At 63.3% G+C, this 16920-nt stretch carries 20 protein-coding genes; 2 read left to right on the forward strand and 18 right to left on the reverse strand.

Annotated features, from left to right (window positions below; translation table 11 throughout):
- Positions 1 to 3 precede the first annotated feature (3 nt).
- The 13 genes from ACODSD_RS07145 to ACODSD_RS07205 all read right to left on the reverse strand — a co-directional run bounded on the left by ACODSD_RS07145 (position 4) and on the right by ACODSD_RS07205 (position 7381).
- Positions 4 to 429 carry a hypothetical protein gene (locus tag ACODSD_RS07145; protein ID WP_488877056.1) on the reverse strand — a complete coding sequence of 142 codons (426 nt, stop codon included), beginning with the start codon at positions 427 to 429 and terminating at the stop codon, positions 4 to 6.
- Positions 426 to 665 carry a hypothetical protein gene (locus tag ACODSD_RS07150; protein WP_488877057.1) on the reverse strand — a complete coding sequence of 80 codons (240 nt, stop codon included), beginning with the start codon at positions 663 to 665 and terminating at the stop codon, positions 426 to 428. The genes ACODSD_RS07145 and ACODSD_RS07150 overlap by 4 nt, the downstream gene beginning before the upstream one ends.
- Positions 665 to 922 carry a hypothetical protein gene (locus ACODSD_RS07155; RefSeq protein ID WP_488877058.1) on the reverse strand — a complete coding sequence of 86 codons (258 nt, stop codon included), beginning with the start codon at positions 920 to 922 and terminating at the stop codon, positions 665 to 667. The genes ACODSD_RS07150 and ACODSD_RS07155 overlap by 1 nt, the downstream gene beginning before the upstream one ends.
- Positions 919 to 1356 (reverse strand): hypothetical protein, encoded by a 438-nt coding sequence (locus ACODSD_RS07160; RefSeq protein ID WP_488877059.1) that lies wholly within the window; start codon positions 1354 to 1356, stop codon positions 919 to 921. The genes ACODSD_RS07155 and ACODSD_RS07160 overlap by 4 nt, the downstream gene beginning before the upstream one ends.
- A 1-nt stretch (position 1357) precedes the next feature.
- Positions 1358 to 1969: a DUF3164 family protein gene (locus ACODSD_RS07165; RefSeq protein ID WP_488877060.1), complete on the reverse strand. Its 612-nt coding sequence runs from the start codon at positions 1967 to 1969 to the stop codon at positions 1358 to 1360.
- A complete protein-coding gene (locus ACODSD_RS07170) occupies positions 1966 to 2319 on the reverse strand; it encodes a hypothetical protein (protein WP_488877061.1) in 354 nt (117 codons plus the stop codon). Before ACODSD_RS07170 ends, ACODSD_RS07165 begins: the two co-directional genes overlap by 4 nt.
- The gene (locus ACODSD_RS07175; protein ID WP_107732745.1) at positions 2316 to 2630 is read right to left on the reverse strand and encodes a hypothetical protein; all 315 of its coding nucleotides are present in this window, start codon (positions 2628 to 2630) and stop codon (positions 2316 to 2318) included. The genes ACODSD_RS07170 and ACODSD_RS07175 overlap by 4 nt, the downstream gene beginning before the upstream one ends.
- A 1-nt stretch (position 2631) precedes the next feature.
- Positions 2632 to 2964 (reverse strand): XRE family transcriptional regulator, encoded by a 333-nt coding sequence (locus ACODSD_RS07180; RefSeq protein WP_488877062.1) that lies wholly within the window; start codon positions 2962 to 2964, stop codon positions 2632 to 2634.
- Complete coding sequence (locus tag ACODSD_RS07185; protein ID WP_488877063.1) at positions 2951 to 3559, reverse strand: hypothetical protein; 609 nt, start codon at positions 3557 to 3559, stop codon at positions 2951 to 2953. The genes ACODSD_RS07180 and ACODSD_RS07185 overlap by 14 nt, the downstream gene beginning before the upstream one ends.
- Positions 3559 to 4302, reverse strand: coding sequence for an AAA family ATPase (locus ACODSD_RS07190; RefSeq protein WP_107732742.1), 744 nt, complete (start codon positions 4300 to 4302; stop codon positions 3559 to 3561). The genes ACODSD_RS07185 and ACODSD_RS07190 overlap by 1 nt, the downstream gene beginning before the upstream one ends.
- A gap of 50 nt (positions 4303 to 4352) precedes the next feature.
- A complete protein-coding gene (locus tag ACODSD_RS07195) occupies positions 4353 to 6485 on the reverse strand; it encodes a transposase (RefSeq protein ID WP_488877064.1) in 2133 nt (710 codons plus the stop codon).
- Entirely contained in the window at positions 6482 to 7006 is a 525-nt protein-coding gene (locus tag ACODSD_RS07200; RefSeq protein WP_488877065.1) for a hypothetical protein, read from the reverse strand. Before ACODSD_RS07200 ends, ACODSD_RS07195 begins: the two co-directional genes overlap by 4 nt.
- A gap of 93 nt (positions 7007 to 7099) precedes the next feature.
- Positions 7100 to 7381 carry a helix-turn-helix domain-containing protein gene (locus tag ACODSD_RS07205; RefSeq protein ID WP_081575558.1) on the reverse strand — a complete coding sequence of 94 codons (282 nt, stop codon included), beginning with the start codon at positions 7379 to 7381 and terminating at the stop codon, positions 7100 to 7102.
- Positions 7382 to 7488: 107 nt separating this feature from the next.
- Here ACODSD_RS07205 and ACODSD_RS07210 point away from each other — a divergent pair, with 107 nt between their 5' ends.
- Entirely contained in the window at positions 7489 to 8064 is a 576-nt protein-coding gene (locus ACODSD_RS07210) for a DNA-binding protein (protein WP_488877066.1), read from the forward strand.
- Between the two features lie 743 nt (positions 8065 to 8807).
- Here ACODSD_RS07210 and cysN read toward each other — a convergent pair.
- Positions 8808 to 10244, reverse strand: coding sequence for a sulfate adenylyltransferase subunit CysN (gene cysN, locus ACODSD_RS07215; RefSeq protein WP_488877067.1), 1437 nt, complete (start codon positions 10242 to 10244; stop codon positions 8808 to 8810).
- Positions 10244 to 11170 (reverse strand): sulfate adenylyltransferase subunit CysD, encoded by a 927-nt coding sequence (gene cysD, locus ACODSD_RS07220; RefSeq protein ID WP_107798848.1) that lies wholly within the window; start codon positions 11168 to 11170, stop codon positions 10244 to 10246. Before cysD ends, cysN begins: the two co-directional genes overlap by 1 nt.
- A gap of 208 nt (positions 11171 to 11378) precedes the next feature.
- Between cysD and ACODSD_RS07225 the strand changes: the two genes are divergently transcribed.
- A complete protein-coding gene (locus ACODSD_RS07225; RefSeq protein WP_488877068.1) occupies positions 11379 to 13535 on the forward strand; it encodes an HDOD domain-containing protein in 2157 nt (718 codons plus the stop codon).
- Positions 13536 to 13676: 141 nt separating this feature from the next.
- Here the strand turns inward: ACODSD_RS07225 and ACODSD_RS07230 are convergent, their stop codons facing one another.
- The 3 genes from ACODSD_RS07230 to ACODSD_RS07240 form a co-directional block, all read right to left on the reverse strand.
- Complete coding sequence (locus tag ACODSD_RS07230; RefSeq protein ID WP_488877069.1) at positions 13677 to 15035, reverse strand: aspartate aminotransferase family protein; 1359 nt, start codon at positions 15033 to 15035, stop codon at positions 13677 to 13679.
- A 150-nt stretch (positions 15036 to 15185) separates the two neighbouring features.
- On the reverse strand, positions 15186 to 15398 hold the full coding sequence (locus tag ACODSD_RS07235; protein WP_048415477.1) for a sigma factor-like helix-turn-helix DNA-binding protein: 213 nt from the start codon (positions 15396 to 15398) through the stop codon (positions 15186 to 15188).
- Between the two features lie 189 nt (positions 15399 to 15587).
- Positions 15588 to 16826 carry a TIGR03862 family flavoprotein gene (locus ACODSD_RS07240; RefSeq protein WP_107798845.1) on the reverse strand — a complete coding sequence of 413 codons (1239 nt, stop codon included), beginning with the start codon at positions 16824 to 16826 and terminating at the stop codon, positions 15588 to 15590.
- Positions 16827 to 16920 lie beyond the last annotated feature (94 nt).

The following is a 16920-nucleotide window of genomic DNA, read 5'->3' on the forward strand; positions in this document are numbered from 1 at the left end:
GTTCTATGCCGCTTGTTCCGAAAGGATCTCGATGGAGTCGCAGACCTTGCAGAGATGGTTGATGACGGCCTTGCCGCTGGCCCAGCTGACGTCATAGACGGTTATGGCTGCGGTCCAATACGGATCCTCAGCACACATTTTCTTGAAGCAGCGCTTGCCTACGGCCTTCTCCAGTTCGTCCCTTTTTTTCTGGCTGACCAGCGGGCGCACTGACTTGCGTAAAAACCTTTGCTCCGGGTGTTCTTCCTTGCCGGACATCCACTTGCCTTGCCAGCTGCCATTTACGTAGGTAACAACCCGGTAGGTCATTCCCTTGCTTCGCCTAACAACCAACGAGATTTGATAGCCATCGCACTGGAGGCTGACCCTCCCCCAGGGGTAGCTCAGCTTGTCGATCAGCTCCTGTTTCTGCTCTTTGCTTAATTTCATTGGGCATCTCCTTTCTTCGGTGCGCCGTTTGACTTGTACTCGCGGCCAATGCGCTTTCCTTCCTGAAGGAGCCATCTGCCGAGTTGGCGCAGTTGTGTCGGGGTAAGGCGCTGGAAGCTGTCAAACTCAAGATCGATCATTTCCCAAGGCGGACGGAATTCGCCTTTGGTGCGCTCGGAAACCATGATGGTTACCGGCAGATCATCGTGGCTGGTTTCTTCGTGGACGATGGCCATCACTCGGTCTCCTCATCTACTACGTCGTCAGTGCAAGGGGTAACGCTGAAGGGCAGCTTGCCCAATTGAGCCAGGGCCAACTGGATGCCAATACGAATGCCTTTGGCGAGGTCGCTATCGGCCTTGATTTCGCTTGTGCCGAGCATCAAGTCGGCGCTTGGATTCTCCACGATCAACCGCAGGTTCTGGACGCGGGATTCGTGCCAATCGCGGAGCTGGTTGGTGAACTCAATAACGTCAGGGTCGAAGGTTTTCATGCGGCGGCACCTCCCAAAGCTTTCTCCGGAGGCGTCACAAACACGACGTCTTCGTGAGAGGTGCTTGCGCACCAGGACAGCCACTGGTCCAACGCATCTGCCGCCGCACGTTGGTCAGCCGCTTCCGGCACGCCTGGCACCAACAGAACTCCGTGCTGAAAGCCATGCCGCGCCACCACGTTGAGAATGGACTTGAGCGAGCATTTCGGGCCGCGGGCGATGACGATGCCGCCTTCTGGCTCCTGCCCCTGGTCGCCCCACTCAATCAGGCCCGAGGCCCAGCACCAGGCGACCTGCGGCGTCATGTCGTAGTACGAATGAGCACCGCAGCGAGGGCAGGCCAACACGTCCCCCAGTTCCGTCGGGCGTTCGATACGCTCGCTTTCACGATGCGGGTAACGGCAACGGGCACATTTCACGATCAGATCGGCCATCTCACACCCCCGCGATATCAAGAGGGATCTGACGATACTGGTCGGTGTCGCCGACGCGCTCGTACACGCGGATATACGACTTCGAGCACTGCACCCTCACCGAGTCGCTGAGCGCCGTCATCGCGCGCTGCCACGTCTCGTCCTGGATGTCCAAGCGGCGCAGGCTGAGAATGCGGCCGGTGCTGATGTTGCCTTCCTTGTCCACGTTGAAGGCGTCGTTGATCAGCGCGCGGAGTTCGCTGCGCGCCCCCTCGGTCCACGTATGTACGCATTCGTCTATCAGAGCTTTGGCGGCCTGCAGCCCTTCATCGAATGTCAGCGTGTCCTGGTTGGCGCGCTTGACCATGTAGCGGCCGTCAAAGCTGACCAGACTGACATTGCCCTTGGCTCCGCCAAGCTTGGCGTCGTAGCGCTCGGCCGACAGCTCGATAAACGCCCCGATGTCGGCGAAGACGCTTTCTTTGAACGTCGCAAGCGTCTGGCTCACCACTTGCGCTTTCTCGATGATCTCGGCCACCAGCTGGTCGCGCTCCAGATCAATGGGCTTGATGGCTTCCAGGGGAATCAGGCGCCCTTTGGCGTCTTGCTTGTAGCCCTGCGGAATCGTGTTCATGTCTTGCTCCTCAGTAATCGCTTCACTTTTGCCAGCTCAACCCGGTTCCGGCTCAACCAATCCGGGGTGAATGACGGTTCATCTGCTGCTTGCCAGAACTTACGCGCTGGCGTCGTTACGGCGGGCTGTGGTGGCGGCTCCGGTGGCTCCGGCACCGGGGTGTCCGGTGGGGCCGGCTCCGGCTGGACTGGCTCCGGAGGAGTTGGGGCGGTGAACGCCGCCAGCTCGTCCTGGTAGTCCAGCCAAACAATCTGCCGCGCCTCCGACCTGGGTTTCCCCATCGCCACCAGCCGCTCGACCTCGTCGGCCAGGCGCTGCTTGGTGGCCGCGTCCAACTCGATCTGCGTCATGACTCAAGTTCAGACCAGACCACCCGGCAGCCTTCGCACTTGAACTGCGCGGCGCGATAGGGGCCGAAATGCGCTTCACGCCCGAACGAGTAGTAAGCCGCTTCGCCGGACTCAATCAGCGCTTGGCAGCGGCCGTCTTTCAGCACGGTGATCGTCGGCCGCGCCGGGGTGAAGTCGACCCGCAGTACGGTAAAACCGCGGGCGGTCAATTCTTCAATGGCTCCAGCAAGGCGCAGCGCGGCGGCGAGCATCACTTCGTTGACGCATTGACGCTGAGCCGGGGAATAGATCTGTGTTTGAACGGCATGCATGTCAGTCTCCTTTGCGGCGGTTTTGGCACTGCTGGCAGGCGCGCCAGTGAGCCATCTTGAGCGGGTTGTGAGTCGGTGCCGGGCCGGTGGCATGGCTGCGGCAGAGGTCGGCGGCGATGGTATGCCCGAGGTAGGGGCAAGCCACGGCGTGTTCCAGCAGTTCGATCACGGCCTTGGCGATCTTGTCGGGCCGGCCGGGGTACTTGCCGGACAGCACCAGGCTGATCGTGGTCGGGCTGTACCCCAGCCGCGCGGCGACAGAGCGCATGCTGGTGCGCTCGGCCTCGGCGCGCAGCAAGTCCAGCCAGTGGGCGCAGGTTTCAGAGGTCGTCATGGTTGATCTCCTCTGCCCACACCACTTTGTCCAAATTCGGGTCGTACACGTAGGCGTTGCGGCCGACGACGGGCGGACGCGGCCCGGTGTAGCGCTGCGACAGGAAGCGATAGCGCGGCGGGCCGGACTTGCTCCGTTTCCGGGTCTGCAGCACATAGCCGGCCTGGACGAGCTGGCCGATGTACACGCTTGCGGTAGTGTGGGCGACGCGGCGTTCCGGCGTACTGGCCAGCGCCGCGAGTTCGCGCGTCGAGAACTCGCCGCCGACAATGCGCATGGTTCTCCAGATCGCCTCGGTGGCAAGATCCCGCTGGATCGGTTCCCCCTTGGCGTTTAAACGCGGGTACTCGATGCCGCAGTCTCGGATCAGGCGGAAGTGCTGCTGATCGTTGTTGCGGATGCGCTGATTGATGCGTTCGACGTAGCCGCCTTTGACCAGGGCGTTGATGTAGTGAAGGATCCCGCCGCGGCTGGCCTCGGTGTCGCTGTAAATCAGCAGCAGCGTGAAGTCGTCGCGGCGCGCGCGGATCGCCTCCCAGATCCGCTGAAAGCTGCCGCGGCCGCCGGCGCTGATCATCGGTGCGGGGCGCGACATCACAGGCCCCCGCGGCGTTTCGGCGCGTCGCCGGTATACAGGTCGCGCTCGCCCCACTTGGCCAGCGTCATTTCGGACTCGGCCAGCATCATGGCTTCTTCATGGACGCGGGTCAGGTTCACGCACACCCGGCGCACCGAGCCATGCGCCACTTCAACCAAGCGCGCCAGCAGATCCTCTGCGATGCTCACGCTCGGGCAATAGATCGGGGCCAACAACTCGGCGTCGGCCAGCGACACCGGCAGGGCCGGGATCCAGGCCATCACACGGCTGTGGAAACGCTCCCACCGCTTGAGTTTTTGCGGGATGGTTTCTTCGCCCACAAGCAGCAGCGTGCCTTGACTGCCCTCGTAGATGTCCCGTACCAGTTCGATCAGGCCGTCGGAGCGCAGGCAGAAGTCGAATTCGTCGATGATCAGCGGGCGGCGGCTGGCGGCGATCTGTTCGCACACTTGGTCGAGCAGATTCGGGATGGTGCCTGCAGGCTTGATGCCCATCTCGAACAGGATCTTCTCCAGCAATGCCTTGCGGTTCCAGGCGCTGCGCATCTGCACGTAGTACCCTCGCGTCTGATTTGCCAGAGCGCTGCAGGCGATGGTTTTACCGCGGCCGGCTTCGCCGTACATCACGCCGATGCCGGGTAGTCCATCGACACGCGACAGCAGTTTCTCGGCAGCGACGGCGACCAAGTCCAGGTTGGCGATGTGCGCCACGCGATTGACCATCGGTTGGTGTTGAGTCATGATTTAATCTCCAAGTTGGTCCCGCGCTGTTGCAGCAGCGCGGCATAAGATCACGCGCTCTTGCGCTGATACGTTCTGAATTCGGCGGTCGCCTGATAGGTGTGCCGCCATTTCCTTGCCTTCTCGCTGTCGATGTCCTCCTCTGTCATCGCGTTCAGTCGTTTCCACTCCGCCCATCGCGCTTCCGGTGTGCTGGGCACGCCCCAGGCGACGGTCTCTGCGGCCGGCGTAGCGGTTTCCTGCGCCGTCGGCTTGCTGACCACCGGTTCTGCCACCACGTCAACCGCCTGCAGCTCCCGCGCCCGTTGCGCCAGTTGCTCGCGGTTGATGCTCATGAAGCCGGGGATGGTGACGGTGTCGCTGTGCTCCAGCGCCGGGGTGCCGTGCAGTTCTTCCCGCACCTCGCCCAACTTGGCTTCAAGACGCTTCTCGCGGCCGGTGGCGCGCTTCTCGCGAGCGCGGTCGATAACCGATTTCGGCATGTAGTCACGCTTGTTGGCGTCCAGCTCGGCGGTGCAGAGGAAGCGGCCTTCGTCGTCGTAAACCCAGACAATTTGAGGGTCGTGAATGTCGTAGCCGACCCGCAGCTGCTCGCCGTGGAACTCTTCCAAGGCGCGGGCGAAGTAACGGTTGCCGAGCAGCTCGATCTCGCAGCGGCGCACCGTGCGCAGCATTTGAGGACGGAACAGAGGGCGGACCTCGTCGTCGGTGACGCGGTGGGCTTCGAAACCCTGGGCGACATGCAGCGCCCACTTTTCGTTCGGCGTCATGTGGCGACGGCGGCCCGTCGCCGGGTCGGTGATCTTTGGCAAGCTGCGGTGCGGGCGGTCGTTGTACTCGGCCACCTTTTCTTCGCAGAAGGCGACGAAGCGTTCCCAGGCCATCAGCGGCATGGCGGCGGTCTGCTGGTTTTGGGCAATGGCTTTGCGCGACAGCTTGAAGGTGGCCAGCTTGGCCTCGCGGTCCATGTCCCAGCCGATGTAGCCCGGCAGGCTCTTGGCAGCGTTGATCCAGATGGTCTGGTGCAATTTTTCGATCACGCCGCGCGCCTGGGAGTTGTATGGCAGGCTGTTCACCATCTCGATGCCAAGGCGGGCCATGAAGCCGGTGGAGACGTCCAGCATCATCTGGTTCTTGTAGCCGGACCCGTTGTCGACGTAGAACACCGCCGGGATCCCAGCTTTCATCGCCGCATCGCGCAATGCGTCCAGCACGGCCAGCGCGCTTTCTGCCAGGCCGACAGACCATCCCACCGCCTTGCGGGTGGCGATATCGACCATGGTCGTGATCTCCGGGCGGAACGGGCGTCCATGCAAGGGGTGCTGCACTTCGGCATCAAATGTGTGGCCGTCGGCGCTGTAGATGTCGCCCGGCAGCAGGTTTTCAAAGCCGCGGCGGATGAAGGGGCGCAGGGTTTTCAGCTCATGCTCGCCCATGCGGCCGATCTCGCGGCTCACGTTGCCGACTTTGGATAGGAAGCGGCGCACTTGCCATACGCTCGGTATCTCGGTTCCCGGCTGAGCCTGTGCCCAATCCTTGATGAACTCGCGGTAAGCGTGTTCCACCGTGGGTTTTTCCGGGCGCTGGTAGTAACCGAGGAAGAAAGGCGCCCAGGCGGGCACGCTCATGTCTCGCTCGCGCTTCTTCGGGGCCAGCATGCCGGCGCGCTCGTACTCGACAAAGCGCAGCACGCTGCGCACGCTCGGCAAGCCGTCTTCGCTTTTGCGGCCGCGCTCGTCGCGGGCCATCTTGAGCATGCCCACCAACTGCTCATTGGCGGCACCCACGCGGGCCATGTCGATCAGTACCGCGGCGGCTTTCTTCATCGGGTAGCCGGAGCGCTGCATCAGCATTTCCAGCGACTGCAGCACGCCGCGCCGGGCATCCGCTTTGAGCGCTTGGCCCTCGGTCTCGATCAACGGCAGTTGGTCTTCACGTCGGATGGGAAGGACAGGCGCTGACAGCGCCGCCACTTTCTCGGCGGCTTTGGCGCGGATCGCTGCAAGCACATCGGCGGGCGGGCTGTACTCGCGGCGGGTGCCGCCTTTGCCTTTTGTCTCGACGAAGGACCAGCATTCCCGCTCTGCGGTCAGGCGCACGTTATCTCGTGAGGTTGGCAGCCCTGGCAATCTCATGGAGGCCAACTCCGCAGCGCTGTAGTGGGACTTCAGGGCCGAGTTCATTTGTTCAGCCGCTTCATTCTGTTCATCAACTGGCCAAGCAGCTTTTCATCCATCTGTCCCTCAATGGATTTTTGCTTGGCTTTGATGTGGCGATCCAACACCGCCATGGCTCCAAACTCGGCACACAATGCTTCGTCGGCGGTCAACAGCTTGCGCCCGGCGTAATGCGCCATCCACTCCAGCGGGCTGTAGTCGTCGCATACCGACATCAGCGCCATCAGCGCGTCGACGGGGATCCGGCGCTCCGCTTGGCTGGGGGCCGTCCACAAATCAAGATGGGCCTTGCTGATGTTGCGGCACAGCTTCTCGCTCATCTGATCCGCGACGCGGTCGCGTGACAGCCCGCGGCCGAATGCGCTATCCAGGACCACAACCAGCGCTTGACGGATCGCGGCGTCCAGGATGTTTTCGCCCTGGACGGCGACGACGCCGCTAGGGGTTTCGATGGCGAACACATCGAAGTTGAGGGGGAGCTGGTCCTCGTGCGGATCAACTCGGTCATTACGCTTGCGACGGCTCATGTTGTACTCCTTTGCCGCTTCAGTTCACTTGAAGCACTATCAAAGCGAACAATTCGTTAGAATTAAGGGGTGCGAATTACGCTGACCGTTTTGTCATGAACGGTTTTTGTTCGCCTCGATATACTTGTGGGCGTAACGAGGGCGGATGCGGCGTCCTTCCGGCGTCCAGCGTTCCGGCCAAAGCTCGTGGGCGGGAATTCCGAGGAACTCGGCAATAGCGACTTCGCCGGACAACACCGGACGAATCAAGGCGTTGCGGATGGTCGAAAGCGGAAGATTGCGATCGCGCGCCAAGGCGTTCATCGTGCTGCCGGCTTTGCGGATCGCCGCCTTGATGTCCTCTTTGTGCCAGCCAGGGGGCTGAGTCGAACTCATACTTGGCTCCTTTTGATAACCGGTTACCGCCGGTTTTTTGTTCGGGCGTTAATCCCGAAGGTCACTTTTAACCAAGATTAACTGCATCGAAGTGGAGCGTCAAGGCGATGCAGTTGATTTTCTTGCGCCGCCTGCGCCCAGCAGCCGTTTACCTTATTCAAATGGTTGAATTTATTGGATTTGCTAGGTGGGCGAGCAACGGCGAAAACTGCATTGCATTCAATGCAGTTGCGCTCAAAGGAACTGCATTGAAAAGGAAGCTCTACAGCGCAAGCGAGATATCCAAGATGGGACTGCCTGGTTTGCCGTCCTCAAGGGATAACATTCGTATACGGGCTGAGAATGAAGGTTGGTATCGCGAGGAGCAGAAAGGGCGCGGTGGCACTCGCTGGGTGTATGAGATCCCTGGTCAGTACATTCCATTGCCTGAGCAGGTAAGCACGGAGCCAGAAGAAGCCATACGAGAAGAGAAAGTGGCCGGCGTGATCACACCAGGAGAACGTAGCGTCGATCTGGCAACGATAAAGTTCGTCGATGAAGTCCTTGAGGAGTGGCTTCAGAAAAAAGGGCTGCGTCTCAAGCCAGGACGTCGGGCTGGCATTCTGGCCGTGCTGTGCGACTATCTGGCCAAAGGCGCGACGGAGAAGGATCTGCAGGAAATGTTGAAGGTGCTCTCCGCCTAGAATTGGCGGCACTTATAAATGCGGCTATGCTGATGGCTTTGCAGTTAGCATAGCCGCAAGTTGGAACTAGAAGAGGTTAAGCTTGCTTTGGCGCGTGCCTTGGATGATGCATTTGAAGAGACAGCGCAGACTGCACTATGCAAAATCCCGCACTGCCCATACATGAAAAATCGTCCTGAGAACAAAGAGGCGGCAAACGATCCGCTCTGTGACTAGGACGATGGTCAGTTATTGTCGAAAGCTGATCATTCCAGTGACAATAACAACGCAAAAACTTCCACAATCACACCAGAATTTCTCATTTTTGCGCACGGCGTCCGCGCAGCAAGATTTCGACAGAAGCCGCGCCGCTATTGGCTTTGAGCAGTGTTCACCCCTCTATCCTGGAGTGACAAACTAACCACCACCCCACAGCTAACGTCGCGCTGCTCGAACAAGCAGCCGCTTAAAACCTCGGGCCTGCCACCCGACGGCAGGCTTGAAGGGACCCGGGGCGCGTCGAATACATGGTTTCCTACGTATCTAGCAACGGTTAAACACATCTACAAAAGATCGTAAACAGGTTCTAAGATCTTGTTCAAAGTCCGCAGCGCCTCATGAGAGGTGACGGCTTCGAAATGCTCATATACCAAACGTACATTCCGCTTTCTCAGCCGCGACACCTTGTCCCGCTCCCGCTCACTAGCCTTTGAACAGGCTCTGAACACTAGGGCGACGGGCCGTCGGCAACGCTCAACACACGCTCAGCGCGGAAACAGCTGGCCGATGTCCTTGGCCTCCCAGTGCGGGAAGTATTTGCGCACCAGCGCGTTCAACTCCAGCTCGAAGGCGCGCAAGCGCTGCAATTCGTCCTGAGGCGCGGCCGCCTGCTCCATCCTGGCCGCCGTGATCATGCCGGCGCCGGCGGTGGCGTTGCTCAGCCGGTCGATCACGATGAAGCTGCCAGTGCCACGGCAGGCGGCGTAGGCGTCTATTACCGCCGGCGCGTTCAGGCTGATCCGGCACAGCGCGATCTCGTTCAGGTGCAGCGCCTCGGCCGGCTTCTGCTCCAGCGTGTTGACGTCCACCTGGTGCAGGATGGCCTCCACCCGGCCGGTGACGAATTTGCCGGCCAGCTTGAAGCCGTACTCCTTGCCGGCGCGCAAGGGCGCGTCCTGCATCCACACCAGATGCGCGTCCAGGCTGGCCGCCACCGCCGGCGGCGGCTGGTCGGCGCGCACCAGCATATCGCCGCGCGACACGTCGATCTCGTCTTCCAGCGTCAGCGTGATCGCCTCGCCGGCCCCGGCCGCGGCCAGTTCGCCCTCGTAAGCCACCACGGCCTTGACCTTGCTGCGGCGGCCGGACGGCAGCGCCAGCACCTCGTCGCCGGGGCGGATCTCGCCGGCGGCGATAGTGCCGCAGAAGCCGCGGAAGTCCAGATTGGGCCGGTTCACGTACTGCACCGGCAGGCGGAAGCCTTCCAGCGCCGCGTCGCTGCGCACTTCCACCGTTTCCAGCAACTGCATCAGCGTCGGCCCCTGATACCAGGGCGCGCCCTCGCCGCGGCTGACCACATTGTCGCCGCGCAGCGCGGAGATCGGCACAAAGCGGATGTCCGGAATCGCCAGGCCCTCGGCGAAGGCCAGATACTCGTCGCGAATGCGCTCGAACACCGCCGGATCGTAATCCACCAGGTCCATTTTGTTCACCGCCACGATCACATGACGGATGCCCAGCAGGCTGACGATGTAGCTGTGGCGGCGGGTCTGGGTCTGCACCCCGCGCCGCGCGTCGATCAGAATGATGGCCAGATTGCTGGTGGACGCGCCGGTGGCCATATTGCGGGTGTACTGCTCATGGCCCGGGCAATCGGCGATGATGAACTTGCGCTTGTCGGTGCTGAAATAGCGGTAGGCGACGTCGATGGTGATGCCCTGCTCGCGCTCCGCCTGCAAACCGTCCACCAGCAAGGCCAGGTCTATCTCCTGATCGGTGGTGTTGTATTTCTTGGAGTCGCGCTCTATCGCCGCCAGCTGATCCTCGAAGATCAGCTTGGAATCGTGCAGCAGCCGGCCGATCAAGGTGGACTTGCCGTCGTCCACGTTGCCACAGGTGATGAAGCGCAGCAGATCCTTGTTTTCGTGCTGGCGCAGGTATTCCAGGATGTCGCCGGCGATCAGATCGGATTGGTGGGTCATCAGAAATATCCTTCCATCTTTTTCTTTTCCATCGAACCGGCGCTGTCGTGGTCTATCACCCGGCCCTGACGCTCGGAAGTGCGGGTCAGCAGCATCTCCTGAATGATGTCCGGCAGTGTGGCCGCCTGCGATTCCACCGCGCCGGTCAGCGGATAACAGCCCAGGGTGCGGAAGCGGACGCGGCGGGTTTCAATGCTCGCCTTCTCCGCCGGGCTCAGATAATCCAGTATCCGCTCGTCGTCTATCATGATCAGCGTGCCGTCGCGCGCTATCACCGGCCGTTCGGCGGCGAAGTACAGCGGCACGATCTCGATGTTTTCCAGGAAGATGTATTGCCAGATATCCAGCTCGGTCCAGTTGGACAGCGGGAACACCCGTATGCTCTCACCCTTGTCTATCTTGCTGTTGTAGATGTTCCAGAGCTCGGGCCGCTGGTTCTTCGGGTCCCAGCGGTGGTTGCGGTCGCGGAAGGAATACACCCGCTCCTTGGCCCGGCTTTTTTCCTCGTCGCGGCGAGCGCCGCCGAAAGCGGCGTCGAAACCGTATTTGTTCAAAGCCTGCTTCAGGCCCTCGGTCTTCATCACGTCGGTGTGCTTGGCGCTGCCGGCGGTGAACGGATTGATGCCGGCGTCCACGCCCTCCTGGTTGACGTGGACGATCAGATCCCAGCCGTACTCGCGCGCCTGCTTGTCGCGCAGCGCGATCATTTCCTTGAACTTCCAGGTGGTGTCCACGTGCATCAAGGGAAACGGCGGCTTGCCCGGCGCAAACGCTTTCTTGGCCAGATGCAGCATCACCGCCGAATCCTTGCCTATCGAATACAGCATCACCGGGTTTTCGAATTCCGCGGCCACTTCGCGAATGATGTGGATAGACTCCGCTTCCAACTGCTTGAGGTGAGTCAGCCTCTGTTGACCGATGTTCATGCTTCCTGCCCATCCTGTAGATGCGCTCAAATCTACCGAAAGCCCATCGGCGCATCAAAACCGATGGGTTATATCAATATGCTCTTAGCAAATCAACAATTAGTCCAAAGGGCAATAAGAACGCCAGGACGGACGCTGCGGAATCTTCGGCCCACGCGGCAATAACTGTCTACATTAGTACAAATACGCAAGCCGCACGGAGACAGCGATGAGCCCCGCCGCAGAGCCGGAATACCAAATCGTCGCCACGCTGCACTGCCCGGACGGCCTGTCGGTGCTGCTGGCCAGCCGCGACGGCGCGGCGCTGGCGCTGGTGGAGTCCGCGTCCGAGCTGCCGGACGCGCCGCCGCGCCCGGCCTTCCGCCATCCCTTGCTGCAAGCCTGGCAGGGCCAGGCCCGCCTGGACGGCAAACCCTACGCCGTCTACCGGCAGGACACGCTGCAGCCCTTGCGTCTGAAGGCGCTGGCCGCGCTGCCGCTGGCCGAGCGCATCGGCCTGGCCTGCGACATTCTGGAGCCGCTGATCCACCTGCACGCCAGCGGCAAATGCCTGGGACGGCTCTATCCCGAAACCGTGCTCGCCGACATCCACCAGCGCGTCGCGCTGCTGGGCGAACACGCCTGCCAGGCCTTGAGCCCGGAACGGCTGCGCCAAGAGCTGTCTCAGGCCGAACAACTGCTGCGCTGGCTGATCAGCGCCGGCGCGCCGGAACGGGACTGCGATCCGGAGCTGGAGCAATGGCTGGACGCGCTGCGCGACCCGGCGGCCGACGCCGGCGCCTGTCGCCGCGCGCTGGCCGGGCTGCAGGACTGGCTGGCCCGCCATCAACGCTTCAACCGCCAGGAAGGCGGCCGCGCCGCGCTGGACCACTTGCTGCAACGCATGCGCCACGCGCCGGACTTTCCGGCGCTGTCCCAGGCCATCGCCGCCATCAACAAGAGCAACAACGCCGACAGCGAGCGCCTGCAAGCGCTGTCCAGCGCCATCCTCAAAGACGTGTCGCTGACCAATAAGCTGCTGAAAGTGGTGAATTCCGCCAATTTCAGCCAGTACGGCGGCGCGGTCAGCACCATCTCGCGCGCCATCGTGATCCTGGGCTTCGACACCATACGCAATCTGGCGCTCAGCCTGCTGCTGTTCGAACACCTGCACAACCGCGCCCACGCCGACGAGATCCGCGACGTGGCGATCAAGACCTTGTTCACCGGCCTGCTGGCGCGCTCGCTGGCGCCGGCCTGCGGTGTGCGCGAGGCGGAAGAAGCCTTGATTTGCGGCATGCTGCAAAACCTGGGCGAACTGCTGTGCGTCAACTACTTCCGCGACGAGTACCGGCAAATCCAGACGCTGATCGCCGCCGGCGCCGGCGTCGACCAGGCCGCGCACCAGACGCTGGGCGCTCATTACGCCGACCTGGGCGCCGCCACCGCCGCCTTGTGGCGTTTTCCGGAACGGATTCTGACCGGCATGGAACCGATGCCGGCCGGCGCGGTGCGCCAGCCGCAAACCGGCGAGATGCGGATGAAGGCGCTAAGCTCGCTGTGCCGCGAACTGGTCTGCCAGCTGACCCAGAGCGGCATCGATCAGACCGAGGCCAGCCGCAAGCTGCTGCAACGCTACAGCCGGGCGCTGGCGCTGGAGTGGGCGCCGCTGGAACGGGAACTGGCGCAGGCGCAAACCCAGCTCACCGCCTATCTGGCGGAACTGGGCCCGGAAGCCGGCCAAGGGCCGCGCTCGCAGGCCTTGCGCCAGGCCAGGCTGGACAAGAGCGCGCCGCCGCCCAGCCCCGCCGCGCCGCCGCCGCCCGCGCCGGACCCCACCCGGCTACAGGCCACCGCCGGCTCCGCCGGCCGGATCGCCGTGCTGTCCGCCGGCGTGCAGGACATCACCAACACCCTGCTGGGCGATTACAAGCTCAACGACCTGCTGCGCATCATTCTGGAAACCATGTACCGCGGACTGGGCTTCGACCACGCGCTGATCTGCGCGCGCAGCGGGGCCGATCTGCCGCTGCAGGCGCGCTTCGGTTTCGGCGAAAAAGTGGAGTTGCTGCTGCCGGCGCTGCGCGCCGACATCGACAGCGGCGACAGCCTGTTCCGCAAGGCGCTGGAACGCAACGCCGACATGCTGATAGACGACATCGACGCGCCGGCCATCGCCCAGCACATCCCGGCCTGGTTCCGCCAGATGGGCGTCGCCCATACCTTTGTGCTGCTGCCGCTGTCCTTGGACAAACGCAAGCTGGGCATACTCTACGGCGACCGCCGCCAGGCCGGCTCGCTGGCCATCGCGCCGGAGCAGCTCAGCCTGCTGAAGACGCTGCGCAATCAGGCCTTGCTCGCCATCCGCCAGCAGCCCGCGCGCTAAGAAGCGGTTTACGATCTGCTGCGCGTCGTGAGACGTGGCACGGTGAGCACCGCTTCGAAATGCTCACGCCCCCCTTGTACACTCCGCTTTCTCAGCCGCAACGCCTTGTTCCGCTCTGGCTCGCGAGGGGTTGAACCGGCGCTAAACCACCTCGCCGGCGAAACCGTCCAAGGCCTCCAGCAGGCGATCGATGTCGGCGAACTCCGCGTCCGGACACAGCAGCAACATATTATGGAAGGGCGTGATCAGGAAACCGCGGTTGAGCAGGTAAAGATGGATCACCCGCTCCAGCTCCTCGTCCAGCATCGCCCCCGCCTCGCTGCCGTTGCGCGGCGGACGCGGGGAAAACTGGAACTCGCAGCGCGCGCCGACGCGGCTCACGCACCACGGCAGCCGCCAGCGTTCTATCCAGTCCTGCAAGCCGTCCGCCAGATGCTGGGCCAGCGCGAACATCCGCTGATAGGCGGCGTCGCTCATCACCTCGGCCAAGTTGGCGCGCATCGCCGCCGCGGCCAGCATATTGCCGCTCAAGGTGGTGCCGATGCCGGAATGACCGGGCGCGGCCGCGCGCTTGGCGCGCTGCGCCCGCTCCGCCAATTCCGCGCTGAACCCATAGACCGCGCACGGCAGGCCGCCGCCCAGCGGCTTGCCCAACACCAGCGCGTCCGGCTTCAGGCCGTAGGCCGCGCCGTAGCCGCCCGGCCCGCTGCTGATGGTGTGGGTTTCGTCCAAGAGCAAATAGCTGCCGTAGCGGCGGATCAAATCCTGGGCCTCGCTCCAGTAACCGGGATCCGGCAACACCATGCCGATATTGGTCATCACCGGCTCGGCCAGCACGCAGGCCGCCCGCTCGTCGCTGAGGGCCCGCTCCAGCGCTTCCAGATCGTTGAACTCCACCACCCGGGTATGCGCGGCCGGATCGTGGACCTGGCCCAGCAGGCTGGCGCGCCGCCTGGGCCGGCCGTCGACCAGATCGACGAAGGCATCGTCCACCGTGCCGTGGTAACAGCCGTTGAACACGACGACCTGATCCCGGCCGCTGGCGGCGCGCAGCCAGCGCAGCGCGAAGCGGTTGGCGTCGCTGGCGCTGAGGGCGAACTGCCAGTGCGACAGGCCGAAGCGCCGCGCCAGTTCCTCCGCCACCCAGACCGCGTCCGGCGACGGCAGCATGGCGGTCAGGCCGCGCGCCGCCTGTTCGGCGATGGCGCGCGCCACCGGCTCCGGCGAATGGCCGAACATCGCGCCGGTGTCGCCCAGGCAGAAATCCAGGTATTCATGGCCGTCCACGTCGCGCAGCCGCGCGCCCCGGGCCTCTTCCACATAGAGATTGAAGGGAGTGGACCAGTCCGCCATCCAGTGCAAGGGCGCGCCGAACAGCAAATGCTCGCCGCCGGCGGCGGACAGCTGCCGCGAACGCGGGCACCGCTCGGAAAACATCGCTAGTTCCTGCCGGTGCAAGGCCTGGGCCTTGTCGAAATCGATGCCGTGACGCAAAGCCATGAAGCTCTCCTTGAAGGGGAAGACTGCGCGTCAGTATATCCAGATGCCGTCGACGGCGGCAGCGGCGCCGGCCCACCCCGGCACAAGGAACAGCCTGAATGCGACGAAGCCCGGCCGAGGCCGGGCTTCGTCAGCGCCGCGATGGCGGCTTTACAAGGGCAGATGGCCTGCCAGAGCGTTGATTTTTTGCAGCGCGCGGCGGAAGCGGCTGTGAGCGCGGGACACGGTGGACTCGCTGATGTCCATTTGCTGGGCGGCGAAGTAGCCGGTCATGCCCTCCACCTCCATCAGCCACACCGCTTCGCGCGAGCGTTTTTTCAGGCCGATCAGATCGGCCACCTGGTTGAAATCGTCAAGCTTCATCGCGCTGTTCTCCTCAGGCGTTCGCCTTCGCATCATGACAGTCCATGCAGTGGGCGGCTTTCTCGACAATGACGTGGCCGCGCGTTTCGCGCGACATTACCAGTATAGGGGCTTGCAAAAAAAATGCAGGCAGCGCTCCGTGTAAATACGCAGTCGCCGCCTATTGCGCTGGCGTGGACGCAACAGGCCTCAAGCCTGCCGCATCCAGCGCAGCACGCCGCCGGCGGCGGCGCGCCCGGTGGAGAAGCAGGCGGTCAGCAGATAACCGCCGGTGGGCGCTTCCCAATCCAGCATCTCGCCTGCGCAGAACACGCCGGGCATCGCCTGCAACATCAGATTGTCGTCCAACGCGCCGAAGGTCACGCCGCCGGCGGTGCTGATCGCCTCGTCCAGCGGCCGCGGCGCCAGCAAGCGCAAAGGCAAGGCCTTGATGCCCTCGGCCAGCTTGGCGGGGTCGTTGAACACGTCCTTGTCCAAGCATTCGCGCAGCAAGCCCATGCGCACGCCCTTCAGACCCAAGCGGCTTTGCAAATGGCTGGACATCGAACGCGAACCCCGCGGCCGCGCCACTTCGCCCAGAATGCGCTGCAAGCTCCAGTCCGGCATCAGGTCCAGATAACACAAGGCCGCGCCGCTGCGCGCGATTTCGTCGCGGATGGCGCCGGAGCAGGCGTAAATCAGATTGCCCTCCACCCCACCGGCGGTGATGACGAACTCGCCGCGGCGGCTGAACGGATGGCCGACCGCCGGATGGAACTGCAAGGTCACCGATTTCAACGGCGCGCCGGCGAACTTGTCGGCGAAATACTCGCTCCAGCCGGCGTCGAAGCCGCAGTTGGACGGCTGCAGCTTGGACACCTCCACGCCGCGCTCGCGCAGCATCGCCGCCCAGCTGCCGTCCGAACCCAGCTTGCGCCAGCTGCCGCCGCCCATGGCCAGCACCACGGCGTCGGCCTCGGCCAGGCGCTCGCCGTCCGGCGACGACAGCCGCAGGCGGCCGCGCTCGTCCCAGCCCAGGAAACGATGGCGCACGTGGAAGCTCACCCCCGCCTCGCGCAAGCGCGTCAGCCAGGAGCGCAGCAGCGGCGCCGCCTTCATTTCCTTGGGAAACACCTTGCCGGAACTGCCGATGAAGGTTTCTATGCCCAGGCCGTGCACCCAGGCGCGCACATGCTCGCCGTTGAACACGTCCAGCATGGGCCGCAACTCGGCGCTGTGAGCGCCGTAGCGCTGCACAAAGCTGGCGTGGGGCTCGGAATGGGTGATGTTCATGCCGCCCACGCCGGCCAGCAGGAATTTGCGGCCGACCGACGGCATCGCGTCGTAGACATCGACCCGCACGCCCGCCGCCGCCAGTTGCTCGGCGGCGGCCAGGCCGGCCGGCCCGCCGCCGATGATGGCTACGCGGCGTCCGCTTGTGTCACCCATATACTGCGCTCCTTGAAATCCATGGTGAAGAATGCGCCCAAACTGCGGCGAGGGCGGGATTTTCACAGAAAACCGCCGCAAACCCAAGCCTAAT

The organism is Chromobacterium sp. FG22 (assembly GCF_057809415.1).

Bases quoted from the DNA above. Each gene is read 5' to 3' on its own strand.
- ACODSD_RS07200 (WP_488877065.1), bottom strand. From the start codon at position 7,006: ATGAGCCGTCGCAAGCGTAATGACCGAGTTGATCCGCACGAGGACCAG.
- ACODSD_RS07190 (WP_107732742.1), bottom strand. From the start codon at position 4,302: ATGACTCAACACCAACCGATGGTCAATCGCGTGGCGCACATCGCCAAC.
- ACODSD_RS07145 (WP_488877056.1), bottom strand. From the start codon at position 429: ATGAAATTAAGCAAAGAGCAGAAACAGGAGCTGATCGACAAGCTGAGC.
- ACODSD_RS07160 (WP_488877059.1), bottom strand. From the start codon at position 1,356: ATGGCCGATCTGATCGTGAAATGTGCCCGTTGCCGTTACCCGCATCGT.
- cysN (WP_488877067.1), bottom strand. From the start codon at position 10,244: ATGACCCACCAATCCGATCTGATCGCCGGCGACATCCTGGAATACCTG.
- ACODSD_RS07225 (WP_488877068.1), top strand. From the start codon at position 11,379: ATGAGCCCCGCCGCAGAGCCGGAATACCAAATCGTCGCCACGCTGCAC.
- ACODSD_RS07240 (WP_107798845.1), bottom strand. From the start codon at position 16,826: ATGGGTGACACAAGCGGACGCCGCGTAGCCATCATCGGCGGCGGGCCG.
- cysD (WP_107798848.1), bottom strand. From the start codon at position 11,170: ATGAACATCGGTCAACAGAGGCTGACTCACCTCAAGCAGTTGGAAGCG.
- ACODSD_RS07155 (WP_488877058.1), bottom strand. From the start codon at position 922: ATGAAAACCTTCGACCCTGACGTTATTGAGTTCACCAACCAGCTCCGC.
- ACODSD_RS07175 (WP_107732745.1), bottom strand. From the start codon at position 2,630: ATGCATGCCGTTCAAACACAGATCTATTCCCCGGCTCAGCGTCAATGC.
- ACODSD_RS07170 (WP_488877061.1), bottom strand. From the start codon at position 2,319: ATGACGCAGATCGAGTTGGACGCGGCCACCAAGCAGCGCCTGGCCGAC.
- ACODSD_RS07195 (WP_488877064.1), bottom strand. From the start codon at position 6,485: ATGAACTCGGCCCTGAAGTCCCACTACAGCGCTGCGGAGTTGGCCTCC.
- ACODSD_RS07205 (WP_081575558.1), bottom strand. From the start codon at position 7,381: ATGAGTTCGACTCAGCCCCCTGGCTGGCACAAAGAGGACATCAAGGCG.
- ACODSD_RS07210 (WP_488877066.1), top strand. From the start codon at position 7,489: ATGCAGTTGATTTTCTTGCGCCGCCTGCGCCCAGCAGCCGTTTACCTT.
- ACODSD_RS07235 (WP_048415477.1), bottom strand. From the start codon at position 15,398: ATGAAGCTTGACGATTTCAACCAGGTGGCCGATCTGATCGGCCTGAAA.
- ACODSD_RS07180 (WP_488877062.1), bottom strand. From the start codon at position 2,964: ATGACGACCTCTGAAACCTGCGCCCACTGGCTGGACTTGCTGCGCGCC.
- ACODSD_RS07150 (WP_488877057.1), bottom strand. From the start codon at position 665: ATGGCCATCGTCCACGAAGAAACCAGCCACGATGATCTGCCGGTAACC.
- ACODSD_RS07165 (WP_488877060.1), bottom strand. From the start codon at position 1,969: ATGAACACGATTCCGCAGGGCTACAAGCAAGACGCCAAAGGGCGCCTG.
- ACODSD_RS07230 (WP_488877069.1), bottom strand. From the start codon at position 15,035: ATGGCTTTGCGTCACGGCATCGATTTCGACAAGGCCCAGGCCTTGCAC.
- ACODSD_RS07185 (WP_488877063.1), bottom strand. From the start codon at position 3,559: ATGTCGCGCCCCGCACCGATGATCAGCGCCGGCGGCCGCGGCAGCTTT.